Below are 12,380 nucleotides of genomic sequence, written 5' to 3'. Positions count from 1 at the left end.
ATGAATTACAATGCCTGAATACTGTTTTCATCGATAATTGCAGAAAATAGCTGCTGTAACTGTACGATATTTTCATCACCGTTGATCACATCGATTGCTTGCTGATGGCGCCCTGCATCGATCTTTTGCTGAATTAAGTAAGGCGAATCTATCACCCCAGGGGCAAAATTGATTGTCAGCTCAACATTATGCCCGTAAATACTGGCCAGCGCTGCACTAAGCTTTTGCCTTAACATCGGGGTATCGAGATGTTTTTGCGATTCATCCACTTCTAAGTGCAGCTGTTGTTGTTGCTTTGAATAAATTGAATGCAAAGCAAATTGACGCATCCGCCCGCCAAGTCCCATCCGCTTAATTAAGTATGCCCACTCATCTTGTTGATGTGCAAAACGAATATCGCTGATCGGGCTATGAAAATCATCCGGTATTTGAATGTTTATTTCAGGCTCAGGTGCAGCAACTACTTTTTGTGGATTAATTTGCTCTAGCAATTCCGGTGCTAAATTCTCAGTAATAGTCTGATGTTTTTCTTTAAAGTCAGGTTTCACACGCTTATTTGCGGCGATATTCGGCGTGTAACCATCAGTCTCAGGCTGACTACTTGCCCCCGTTATCTGGGGCTGTGACTTTTTTACCGCAGTACCGCGCTCAATCGCAGCTGGTTTATTCGTTGATGGCGCCACAGGTGTTTTACCACCAGAGAGCGTACCTGCACCGGAAATATTTCTATCTCGTAAAATACGTGCAATTGCAGACTGCGCTTGTGCTTCTTTTTGGCTAATATCTGTGGTATCTGAATAGTCTGAGAATGAGCTGTTATTTTGTGCTGGAGCGGTTTGCTCTGCGCTATATTGATGCTCAGGCAAAGATTGTCCTGGCGCATGCTCAAAGCCACTATGAAAGCCCTGCTCCACTGCGTTATTCATTACCTCATCATATTGGGATACTAATTGTTGCTCAAGCTCAGCATCTGAATCATGCTCATTACCATGCGCGGCTTCGTGCATAATTCCCGAATTTGTATGTGGTGCAGTGGTAACAGTTGGCTGCGTATCGACATGTGCTGTTTGCTCACCGGTTACAGAGTGTTCAGTTGTTGCAACGACTTGTTCAGGCGCACTCACGGCCGTTTTTAGCGGTGCAGCTTGAGGCAATGATACTTGGTTATCAACAGGCTGTGGTGTTGCAGGCTTATTTTTATTGAGAATATCTCTCAATGCTGCTGAGCGAGACCGGTTGTTATCGGCCGCTGGTGCCTGCGCCGCAGTACTTGCAAGCATTTGGCTATCAACTGGTTGAAATGCCAGTAAGCGCAGCATAACCATTTCAAAACCTAAACGAGGCTCTGGCGCCCATTGTAAGTCTTTTTTGCCATTAAGCAGTAATTGATAATAAATTTGGATTTGTTGTGAATCGCAGCTCTTTGCTACTTCACTTATAAACTCGCGATTATATTCATCTAACTTGGCGGCATCGGGCACTAATTGGGTTAATTGTGCTAAATGTGTAAGGCCAATTAGATCATCTAACAAAGCAATATAATTTGGGTTTTGGGTGGCAACTTGCTCTATTTGCGCCATCAATGCATGGCCGTCTTGGGCTAATAATGCAACCAGCAAGTGCTGGCTATAATGGTTGTCCATCAACCCTAGCATTGCTTGCACCGCTTGATGCTTAATATCACCATTCGTTTGAGCAATCGCTTGATCAGTTAAACTCAATGCATCACGCATACTGCCATCAGCAGCTTTGGCGATAATTTGCAGGGCTTGAGTTTCAAAACTTAATTTTTCTTCGCCTAACACATATTCAAGTTGTTGGAGTATTTCAGGTTGCGATAACGCATTAAGATTAAACTGCAAACAACGCGATAAAATGGTGACAGGCAGTTTCTGTGGATCCGTCGTCGCTAATAAAAACTTAACGTGCTCAGGCGGCTCTTCCAAGGTTTTTAATAATGCATTAAAACTATGCTTTGAAAGCATGTGTACTTCATCGATCAGGTACACTTTGTAGCGACCGCGAGTTGGCGCGTACTGCACGTTATCCAATATCTCACGGGTATCTTCAACTTTAGTGCGCGATGCGGCATCTATCTCAAGTAAGTCAATATAACGACCAGTTTCGATATCTATACAGCTGCTACACTTGCCACAAGGTTGCGCCGAAATGCCTTCATCACAATTTAAGCTTTTTGCAAAAATACGTGCGATGGTGGTTTTACCCACCCCGCGAGTCCCAGTGAACAAATAAGCGTGATGCAGTCTGTTTTGTGTTAAAGCATTAATAAGCGCTTGTTTCACATGGGACTGACCGACCAATTCGTGAAAGGTCTGTGGACGCCATTTTCTCGCTAGGACTTGATAACTCATTAATTATTCGCCTTCGAATTCAACCAATTTCAGGATTTTAATCCCCATTTTTGCAATGCGTTGCTCGCCACCTAGTTCTGGTAAAGAGACTACAAATGCTGCATCTGTCGCATGACCACCCAACTTATTGACTAATTTAGCGGTCGCTTCAATGGTACCGCCGGTTGCCAACAAGTCATCTACTAAAAGCACTTTGTCACCTGGGACAATGGCATCTGTATGCAGCTCTAATACATCTTCACCATATTCTAGCTGGTAATCTTGAGAGATCACTGCACGTGGCAGTTTACCCGGTTTACGCACTGGAATAAAAGGAATACCTAATGCATATGAAAGCGGTGCACCGAAGATAAAACCACGTGATTCAGTACCTATAATCTTGGTAAAACCTTGATCTTTATAAGCTGAAATAAATGCATTAATTGTTGCTTGAAATGCAGCGGGATTAGCCATTAGCGTAGTTACATCACGGAACATAATGCCTGCTTTAGGGTAATCTGCAATAGTAGTTATGCTATCTTTAATGATAGATGGAGTTACTTGAGTCATAATTTAAACTGTTTTATCTGTAATATTACAAAGCAGACAATTATAACATCACAAAAATGAGTTGTCGGTAAGAAGTTAAATAATTAAGTAATAAGACTGCACTATATACAGCCTTATTATAATTTAGCAGTGCTAAATTAAGAGACTGTGGTGATCCAGCCTAGGATTGCATTTAAACAGCCAATTCCTGCAAACACAGCTAAGAATGCAAGAAAATACATTGCATTAAACGGATCTTTAAAATCTTTATCTTCTGACATAGGTACTACCTTTTATTAAGCGCGACGAATTAAGGCGCACATAATAGACGATGTAAAATAATCAATAAAGACTTTAAGGGTGATTTTTTGTCACGATAACGCCACGCTCTGCCATTGCATGTAATGTTGCTGTAGCACCTTGCACAAGCTGTTCTGTAGTAAATTGCGGCGCTTGTAAAGCAACTTGCTCCACCAACGAAGCTAATTTGATACTCGGTGTTGTATCTATAATCGCCAGTAATAATGCGGTCATTGCATTGGTAGCAAGAAATTGTACTTCGTCGTCGGTATCGCGATACACCACAAAATAATGAGGCTGTTCACTAGGCTGCTGTGGTTGAAAATCAACACTAATATGCTGTACAGCAAACTGATAACTTAAATTTCGCGCGCAACTACCCATATAAAGAGGCACATTACTCAGCGGTGCATTAATGATGCAATCAGTTGGATCCGCATGCGCAACCGAGACATCAAGCTCAATCCATTCATAATGAGCAAGCTCAAGCATAAAGGGGGGATCAATTTCTTGCAATTGGTAATCACTACTTAAATACGCAATAAACTCACCAGCAATATCCAAAAAATAAGGTGATTGACAATCGTGTTCAGCAAAAAATTGGCGAACTAATCTTAACCAATTGTTATCGCTGTAGAGTGTTTTCAGAACCGGAAATGCTGAGGAAATAAAGCCATTGATATTATTGAAAAATAAATCACGGTAGATCGCCATACGACGTTCTTCAATGTCATCGGGCTTTGGTTGTGTATCTGGCGCTCGAATATGCGCCATAAACGCTTGTTGGGTTTCAATAAAATTCATATCAGGCACTTTCTTTTCGCTGTATTATTGCGTGCTTGGCTTGTAGTTGATGAATTATATCCAGCTCTTTGGTAAGCTCAGCGATAGCTGGAATATTAAAATCACGTTCCAATAAAGTCGCAAACACCCCATGATGTTGATAAGCACGGTCAAGTAATTGCCAAACAGGGTCAATCACGTCAGCACCGTGAGTATCAATAAGTAAATCATCCGCCTCGTTGAAATGCCCTGCGACATGACCATACGCTATACGTTGCGATGGCAAGCTAGCTAAAAAATGCTCTGCATCATAACCATGATTTATCGAATTCACATAAATATTATTTACATCGAGTAATAACTTACAATCAGCTTGCTGTAATATTTCAGTGGTAAATTCTAACTCGCTCATTTGCTGACCAGGTGCGGCATAATAAGACACATTTTCGATAGCTATTTGCTGTTCGAGAATATCTTGCACCTGTTTTATCCGCCCAACAACATGGGCAATCGCAGCTTCAGTAAATGGGATCGGCATCAGATCATACATGTGGCCGTTGCCGGAACAATAACTAAGGTGCTCACTAAAAAGCTTAACGTTATGTGCTTTGAAAAAGACTTTTAAGGATTTAACAAATTCAATATCTAACGGTTCAGGTGAGCCGATCGACAATGACAAGCCATGACAAACAAAATTATTTGTATCGGTCAGTGACTTAAACTGCTTAGCAAAGCGACCACCGAGTTTTAACCAGTTCTCAGGCGCCACTTCCATAAAATCAATTTGCTTTGGTATCTGCGTGAATAATTCATCGAGCATTTCTCTGCGCAGCCCAAGCCCTACCATGCCAAATTCACTGTTACTAGATACAGTCATATCCACTCCTTCATTTAAAAGGGCCACAATGCGGCCCTTTTATAAACAAACTACTTAACTAAAGTGCAGGTTACATAACTTATCTAATTAATGGCTACCGCATTTGCCTTCTTTGTTAGCTTTGTCGTTTTTAGCGTCGCCACCACACTTGCCTTCGCCGCACTTACCTTCTTTTTTAGCTTTATCGTGTTTAGCATCGCCACCGCATTTGCCTTCGCCGCACTTGCCTTCTTTTTTAGCTTTATCGTGTTTAGCATCGCCGCCGCACTTGCCTTCTTTGTTAGCTTTGTCATGTTTAGCATCGCCACCGCATTTGCCTTCGCCGCACTTACCTTCTTTTTTAGCTTTGTCGTGTTTGGCATCGCCACCACATTTGCCTTCGCCGCACTTACCTTCTTTTTTAGCTTTGTCGTCTTTAGTTTTAGCATCTCCACCGCATTTACCTTCGCCACATTTACCTTCTGTAGCATCGACTTGGTAGCCCGTTACCATTTGTTGAAATTCAAATGGATTCGCTTGAACATCTGCAGAAATAAAACTTGTGCTGCCTACAACTACCGCGCCTAATGTTAACGCAATTGAATTTTTTTTAAGTGTATTCATTTTATGACTCTCTCTAAACATGTAAGGGGTGTACTAAGTAGACCTTGCTACAAAAATAATATTTCACTTAATCGCAACTTTTTATTTGTTAGTTACAATAACGCTACAAAAGAGTGAACAATTGAAGTTAACTATGGGAGTAAAATTGGCATTTATCAATGTTATATTTACAGGTAAACTACGTCTCCTTTTACCAAGTCAAAGTGCCCCTATCATGAAATTAGTTTTAGCGCCTATGGAAGGGGTTGTCGATTTTAAAATGCGCCAACTACTCACCGAAATTGGTGGTTTTGATTTATGCGTCACTGAATTTGTACGTGTTATCGATGCCTGCTTGCCTGATAAAGTATTTCATCGCTATTGCCCAGAGCTAAATAATAACGGTTTAACGCGTTCTGGCACTCCTGTGCGTATCCAATTACTTGGCCAAGTCGCACACGCATTAGCTGAAAACGCTGTCAGGGTAATTGAGCTTGGCTCTCACGGCGTTGATCTTAATTTTGGTTGCCCTGCGAAAACAGTCAACCGCAGTAAAGGTGGCGCTGTGCTGTTAAAAGACCCTGAACACATGTATGAAATCATTAAAGCAGTCCGTGATGCCGTGCCAAGCGAGCATCAAGTAAGCGCTAAAATTCGTTTAGGTTTTGATGATGACAGTAACAGTCAAGAAATTGTTGATGCCGTTGTTAGTGCCGGTGCCAATAGTATTGCTATACATGCCCGTACAAAGCGAGACGGTTATAACCCGCCCGCTTATTGGGAGAAAATTCCACCACTGATCAAAGATAAAAACATCGCCGTAGTCGCAAATGGTGAAATTTGGCAAGTAGAAGATGCACTACTTTGCCAGCAACGTAGTAGTTGTAAAGACTTAATGCTTGGTCGCGGTGCACTGTCGCATCCTGATTTAGCACGCAAAATAAAAGCACACTTTAATGATGAGCACTATGTTGGCTTAAAGTGGGAGCATATTCTCTATCATCTGATCCATTCAGCCATACATCATGACCCCGCGAAAGATGAAAAATATTTTGCTTCTCGTACTAAGCAGTGGCTGGGCTATTTAAAACGCCAATATAGCCAGGCCGATATTTTGTTCGATGAGATCAGACGCCTTAAAACAAAAGAAGATGTTGCCGATGTTTTGAAAAAATACGCTATCGCACCTTAATTTGACACACATCATAGTCGGCTTTTTTAAATTAATGAATACTGCAGCATTGCTCAACGAGGACAATGACAATGATCAATGCTCAATATCACCTTCAACAACTTAATACAGAGTTAGAGCAAGTAAGGCTGTGCTTGCTTACGACACTATCAAGTTCATGTAACCTACTGCATCACTCGCTAGCTGAAACCTTACGCAAAAATAACCCTGAACAATGGTTAGAGCTTACGCAGAAGCAACTTGGCACTGAATATAAAGATATCATAGTACGCTTAGAACAACTTGAAGCGGCAGTCTGCCAAATCGATATCGGCCAATATGGTTATTGCTGTGACTGTGAAGAAAAAATTGACTCGCAACGGCTAAATGCCGATCCAACAGCGCAGCGCTGCGGCAACTGCGAGCCAAGGTCATAAAAATCAGCAAGCGAGCTTACGAAGTTGTTAAAAGTGTTGCGAACGCAAAACTTTGCGCCGGATAAAAAATGATATCAGCCACTAAATAATCGACTTGTTGTGGCGTCATTTTTAATCGTTTCAGTAAATTAACTTTCGCTTGTTGCACAGTCCAAGCATGGTAATGGATGCCAAGATCGGTTTCCATCATAGCTAACCAGAAAGTACGCTCTTGATTACTTATCTGTGTTGCAGCTTGCCCTGCATAACCCCTTAAGCTCAAGTAATTTTGCGCCCAATCAAAGCCAACTTGCTTATCTTTAGACAATGCAAAACGCTGCTCAAGGACTGAGTGCTGATGATCAACTGCAAAACGCATAGAGTATGCACCTTGCTGCATTTCCTTCAACTGAGATTGCACTGCAACTAGCCAATTTATTGGTGCTTTAGTAGTGCCTGAGAAGTAATTTAACTTACTTTGATACCAAGACCCACCATTTGATAAGCCATGTAAACCAACACTTCCACGGGGTGTATAGAGCGCTAAATACTCATTAAACTCGTTGAGAGTGTGTTTAAGGTTTTCTGGAAGATCAACGCGAGTAAGATTCTTAGTTACCTGCGTTTGTAACGCATTAAGCTCAATTGAGTTGAGTCTAAGTTTACTCTCTTTAGCAAGCACCAACTGCTGCTGAGTAAAACTGAGCCAATTGTTTATGTTTGCAGTAATGTCGTGTTGTTGGTTATAGGCAAGCATATTATCAAGCACAGGAATATACACCGGCCATGTAAAATAGCGCTCCGGAAAACGCTCTGCAATAATAAGATAATCCAATGAACTCTGCGCGACAGGAGTGAAGTCTAAGGTTTGCATGGCTTGATATATGCTGTGACGCTCTTTCAAATATGCATCACTAAATGGAAACTGTTGCTCGTTAACTTGTTTAATTTCACCTGTTGGTCTTAAAAATTGATTTAGTGTTTGCAATGCTTGCTGAGCTTGCTCTTTACTTTGATACTGATTATTCGTATCACCACATGCGCTCAAGAAAAGCGCTGAGAAGCATATCCATATTAGGTGTTTCATAATGAGTTAAATCCAATAAAAAAAGCCCCATAGGGGCTTTTTATAAATTGCTATAGCGAATTAAAGTTAAATCTTAACACCGTTGCGAGCGGCTTTATCTTTAATAAATACAGACCAACCTTTTGCAAACTTACGCGTGCGAGGGTCATCCATTGCTTTAGTAATTGCAGCATAAGCTTGCTTATACTTTTCTTGATAGTAATAAGCTTCCGCTAAATCTGAATAAATAGTTCCTGTCTTATCAGAACCTAATTCAAGCGCCTTGTTCAAACGAACAACGGCAGCACTATAATTTTGCGATTGTAAAAGTAATGAACCTGCTTTGCGATAAAGCTCAGCATCGTCATCAAATTTAGCCGCTTCTTCATAGTACTTAGCTGCTTTTTCAATATCTTTTGAGCGATGATAGTTACTGGCTACTGCGCTGATATTTTGTTTATTACGCTTAACAATTTTATCATTGATAGACTTCTCTAAAACCTTAGCGGCTTTATAAGGAATTTCATTCAATGAATAAAAGTTAGACAAAACTTTATAATCAACTTCAGTTTCAAAATAACCATTTTTGTAAGCTACTTCCATCGTTGCAAGACCAGTTTTATAGTCTTCCGTCTGAAGGTAGTATTTACCTAAGCTTACCCATGCTTTTTTATCATCTGGCCAGATACGAACAATTTCTTCACCAACTTTGACCATATTTTTATAGTCTTTAAGCTCAAAGTAAGAACCTAATTTTAATTGGTAAGGGCCTTTGTTAGGCTCTTTTTGAAGTTTAATTGCTTTCTCAGCTGGTGTAAAAACATCACGGAATTTACCTAACTGATAGTTAGCTTGGGCTATACGAGTATAAACCGTTGCATCTTCTTCACCAGTAAAGTCCATCCATGCAACATAAGCATCTTTGGCTTTTTCATACTGCTCAGTACCAGCATACATATCGCCTAATGTTTTTAAACTTTGTTCTTGATCGGCAAAGTTTAACACATCAGGGGCAACAGCTAATTTTAAGTAACCAATCGCAGTTTTGTACTGCTCTTTCTGGCCATACATGCTACCTAAATAGCGGTTAACTGTTGCTTTGTCGAAATCATCAGAAGCATCGATTTCTTTCAACATGGCGATAGCTTCATCAAGCTTTTCTTCGTTATACAAGTCAAACGCTTTTATAACTTTTTTACCAGTGCGCTCACCCATGATCCTAGTTTTTGCTTTCTTCCGCGCTTCAATTTTCGCGGGATCTGGCGCTGCTAGAACCGGTGCAGTAAATACTGCACCCGAGAAAGACATAAGTACCGCAAGTGCTGTTACTTTAGATAAATTTCTCATTACTTGCCTCCTTAATTGCCTTGGTTAATTTTAAAGTCTAGCTGAACTTGTAAACCAACTTGCTTTTGTGGCTTACCGTCAATAATTTTAGGACGGTATTTCCACTTGCTCAAGGCGCGTTTAGCTTCTCTATCGAAAATACGTTTAGGGTCTGCGTCAATTACTTCAACATCAGTAACCCCACCCAATTCATCGATTGAGAATGAAAGTTGTACCCAACCTTCTTTGCCATCACGTGCTGCTTGTGTTGGATATTTTGGTTCAATACGAACGATTGGTGTCGCATCACCGTCTCGTCCGAATGCCCCTGGACCACTTAGACCACCTGCCGAACTTCCCACATCAATGCTTGGCATGTTAAATGACATAGCACCTGGATTTGGGTTGTTATTTTCCGGCTGTGGCGGCTGCGGTTTAGGCGGCTGCTTTGGCGGTGGAGGCGGCGGAGGCGGTACTCGCTTCCGTTCCTGCACCTTAGATTCAGGCGGATTCGTCATAATTTCGACTATGATCTGCTCTTTTTGTTCCGTATTACGGTCAGCCCCACCAGAGATGAGGAAGGCCATGAAGTAGAACAAGCCGAAAGTAACTGCCCCACCTGCAATCAGTGAAAACAGAAAACGAATCATTACTGATCTCCAGCTATTGAAATTCTCAGGTTGTCGCCCGTCGCTTTGATCTGGTCCATAACTTTAACCACTACGCCGTGTTTTGCATCTTTATCAGCTTGCAAAATTACAACTTCAGTAGGTTGTTCTGCTAATAAACTTTCGATTTTTGCTGAAACACGTTCAACATCAACTTGCTGTTTATCAATCCAGATTTCGCCGTTGTCACGAATTGCAATAAAAATGTTAGCATTTTTTTGCTTCGTAGCTTGGGCCGCTTTTGGTTTATTGACCTCGATACCAGCCTCTTTAACGAACGATGTAGTTACGATAAAGAAAATAAGCATGATAAATACGATGTCAAGCATCGGTGTCATATCTACCGTTGCATCTTCTTCTTCACGAAAACGTTGTTTACGTGCCATATTTAATTCTCTCTCTAGTGATGAGGCATACTATCAACAAGCTTGGCTTTCACCATTCTCGCTCTTGCCTCAAGGCGTGAGCTAAAGAATACTCCAGATAATGCCGCAACCATTCCAGCCATTGTTGGGATTGTTGCCATTGAAATACCTGATGCCATTAAACGTGCATTACCTGTACCTTGGCTTGCCATGGTTTCAAAAACCGCGATCATGCCTGTTACTGTACCAAGTAAGCCAATTAAAGGACAAACAGCTACTAATGTTTTAATCAACAACATACGCTGATCTAATTTTTCAGACGCTTCAGAAATCCATGCTTCACGGATTCTGTGTGCGTACCAAGACGTAGTGTCTTGGCGGGCATCCCACTTTGCTACAATTTCCGACGATAAACGAGGAAATTCTGCAAGTAGGAACCAATAGCGCTCAATCATTAAAACCCACATAAGAAAGAGTGCTATCGCGACCACGTATAAAACCTGGCCGCCTGTGCCAACAAAATCCCTGATAGATTCCCAGATCTCCATCAGGACTAGCATTAGGCTTTCTCCTTCTCCGCGTGAGTAGCAATAATACCTGCGCTTTGCTCATCGAGGATGTGTAATACCGACTTACTACGACCCGCAACAACAGCGTGAAGAAGAATAAGTGGTAATGCAGCTATTAGACCTAGCGCAGTAGTTACAAGTGCTAGAGAGATGTTACCTGCCATGATCTTCGGATCACCTGTACCGAACAATGTGATTGTTTGGAACGTTAAGATCATACCGATTACCGTACCTAGTAGACCAAGTAACGGCGCGATTGCAGCAAGGATTTTAATGATATTGATACCAGCTTCAATGCGTGGCGTTTCACGAAGAATCGCTTCATCAAGTTTAAGCTCAAGGTTTTCAACATCTTGCGTTTTGTTGTCATGGTACACTTTAAGAATACGACCCAATGGGTTATTTGTATTCGGTGTAGACACGTTTTTAAGCTGACTATTAATCTTACTACGAGTAAGAGTAAGGTCAATAAAGCGTACTAGTGTGATTAAGATACCTAAACCTAATAACGCAGTGATGATGTAACCAACTACGCCACCTTGGTGGAAGTATTCATCAAGTGTCGCTTTTTGTGTATTGATACGTAAGATAGCACCACGAGTCGGATCCACATATACACCAGCATAGTTATCAGCAGACGTATTTTCTAAGTCTTTAATACCAGCAAGGATATAACCATCAGGTTGTTTACCTAAAGGCTGAATCGATTTAGTTTCAGGCGAATAGATTAAGTAGCCATCGTCTGTTACTAAGTTGAAGTTACCGATACGGGTTACTTTCTTAACTGTTGCGTTACCGTCAAGACCTGCAACTTCAGTTTCAAAAGTAGAAACTTTAGCTGACTCAGTCATTTCAGTTTGTAGCGCTATCCAAAGCTCTTCAAGTTCACGAACTGTTGGTAACTCTTTAGCAGCAGCTAATGAACGTAAGATTTCAGCACGGCCTGGCTTTTCAGCAGAAACAAGAGATGCTTCGATTGAACCGATTGCATCTTGCGCAGCACGACGTACAACACCAAACATTTCACCTAACGTACCTTGTGCACTTTGAAGAGCAGCCTCTTTCTCAGCTAAGGTAGTTTCGTTTTGTGCATATTGCTTTGTTAAGCTATCACCACGTGACTTTTCAGCCGCTAATTGGCTTTTTGCTTTATTAAGTAACGCTTGCTTATCAGCACGATCTGATAAGAACTCTTGTTCACGTTGCTTATTGATTTTGCCTTCAGAGATACGCTCTTGCTTTACTTGCTCAAGAATTTTATCTAAAGCAGAAGTATTTGCATGTGCATTAAGCGCGGTACCTGCAGAAACAGATAGTACTGCTGCAACAGCAAAACCTTTAAATAGTTTCTTCATTA

The 12,380-nt window shown here is 41.3% G+C and carries 14 protein-coding genes; 2 read left to right on the top strand and 12 right to left on the bottom strand.

What is annotated here, in order from left to right:
• Nucleotides 1–5: 5 nt before the first annotated feature.
• The 6 genes from dnaX to H5200_RS12705 all read right to left on the bottom strand — a co-directional run bounded on the left by dnaX (nt 6) and on the right by H5200_RS12705 (nt 5,463).
• Nucleotides 6–2,372, bottom strand: a complete 2,367-nt coding sequence (gene dnaX / locus H5200_RS12725; RefSeq protein WP_182761621.1) for a DNA polymerase III subunit gamma/tau — start codon at nt 2,370–2,372, stop codon at nt 6–8.
• Nucleotides 2,373–2,375: 3 nt separating this feature from the next.
• The gene (gene apt / locus H5200_RS12720; RefSeq protein ID WP_149982901.1) at nt 2,376–2,921 is read right to left on the bottom strand and encodes an adenine phosphoribosyltransferase; all 546 of its coding nucleotides are present in this window, start codon (nt 2,919–2,921) and stop codon (nt 2,376–2,378) included.
• A gap of 137 nt (nt 2,922–3,058) precedes the next feature.
• On the bottom strand, nt 3,059–3,181 hold the full coding sequence (locus H5200_RS24050; RefSeq protein WP_257325665.1) for a hypothetical protein: 123 nt from the start codon (nt 3,179–3,181) through the stop codon (nt 3,059–3,061).
• A 73-nt stretch (nt 3,182–3,254) separates the two neighbouring features.
• Nucleotides 3,255–4,004 (bottom strand): DUF2063 domain-containing protein, encoded by a 750-nt coding sequence (locus H5200_RS12715; protein WP_149982900.1) that lies wholly within the window; start codon nt 4,002–4,004, stop codon nt 3,255–3,257.
• Between the two features lies 1 nt (nt 4,005).
• Nucleotides 4,006–4,830: a DUF692 domain-containing protein gene (locus tag H5200_RS12710; RefSeq protein WP_182717981.1), complete on the bottom strand. Its 825-nt coding sequence runs from the start codon at nt 4,828–4,830 to the stop codon at nt 4,006–4,008.
• Nucleotides 4,831–4,947: 117 nt separating this feature from the next.
• Entirely contained in the window at nt 4,948–5,463 is a 516-nt protein-coding gene (locus H5200_RS12705) for a hypothetical protein (protein ID WP_182717930.1), read from the bottom strand.
• A gap of 214 nt (nt 5,464–5,677) precedes the next feature.
• Between H5200_RS12705 and H5200_RS12700 the strand changes: the two genes are divergently transcribed.
• Nucleotides 5,678–6,634: a tRNA-dihydrouridine synthase gene (locus H5200_RS12700; protein WP_149982898.1), complete on the top strand. Its 957-nt coding sequence runs from the start codon at nt 5,678–5,680 to the stop codon at nt 6,632–6,634.
• Nucleotides 6,635–6,705: 71 nt separating this feature from the next.
• The gene (locus H5200_RS12695; RefSeq protein WP_149982897.1) at nt 6,706–7,050 is read left to right on the top strand and encodes a TraR/DksA C4-type zinc finger protein; all 345 of its coding nucleotides are present in this window, start codon (nt 6,706–6,708) and stop codon (nt 7,048–7,050) included.
• A 16-nt stretch (nt 7,051–7,066) separates the two neighbouring features.
• Here H5200_RS12695 and H5200_RS12690 read toward each other — a convergent pair whose 3' ends face one another.
• The 6 genes from H5200_RS12690 to H5200_RS12665 all read right to left on the bottom strand — a co-directional run bounded on the left by H5200_RS12690 (nt 7,067) and on the right by H5200_RS12665 (nt 12,378).
• Nucleotides 7,067–8,116 (bottom strand): hypothetical protein, encoded by a 1,050-nt coding sequence (locus H5200_RS12690; protein WP_182717929.1) that lies wholly within the window; start codon nt 8,114–8,116, stop codon nt 7,067–7,069.
• A gap of 66 nt (nt 8,117–8,182) precedes the next feature.
• On the bottom strand, nt 8,183–9,442 hold the full coding sequence (locus tag H5200_RS12685) for a hypothetical protein (RefSeq protein ID WP_182717928.1): 1,260 nt from the start codon (nt 9,440–9,442) through the stop codon (nt 8,183–8,185).
• A gap of 11 nt (nt 9,443–9,453) precedes the next feature.
• A complete protein-coding gene (locus H5200_RS12680; protein ID WP_149982894.1) occupies nt 9,454–10,071 on the bottom strand; it encodes an energy transducer TonB in 618 nt (205 codons plus the stop codon).
• A complete protein-coding gene (locus tag H5200_RS12675; RefSeq protein ID WP_054205753.1) occupies nt 10,071–10,475 on the bottom strand; it encodes a biopolymer transporter ExbD in 405 nt (134 codons plus the stop codon). The genes H5200_RS12680 and H5200_RS12675 overlap by 1 nt, the downstream gene beginning before the upstream one ends.
• Before the next feature lie 14 nt (nt 10,476–10,489).
• Nucleotides 10,490–11,014 carry a MotA/TolQ/ExbB proton channel family protein gene (locus H5200_RS12670; protein ID WP_145241564.1) on the bottom strand — a complete coding sequence of 175 codons (525 nt, stop codon included), beginning with the start codon at nt 11,012–11,014 and terminating at the stop codon, nt 10,490–10,492.
• The gene (locus H5200_RS12665; protein ID WP_182761620.1) at nt 11,014–12,378 is read right to left on the bottom strand and encodes a MotA/TolQ/ExbB proton channel family protein; all 1,365 of its coding nucleotides are present in this window, start codon (nt 12,376–12,378) and stop codon (nt 11,014–11,016) included. Before H5200_RS12665 ends, H5200_RS12670 begins: the two co-directional genes overlap by 1 nt.
• Nucleotides 12,379–12,380 lie beyond the last annotated feature (2 nt).

It is taken from the genome of Pseudoalteromonas sp. SG43-7, from assembly GCF_014164295.1.
Classification (GTDB): domain Bacteria; phylum Pseudomonadota; class Gammaproteobacteria; order Enterobacterales; family Alteromonadaceae; genus Pseudoalteromonas; species Pseudoalteromonas rhizosphaerae.
The sequence above is the reverse complement of the archived record's forward strand: the minus strand, read 5'-3'. Positions and strand labels throughout refer to the sequence as shown.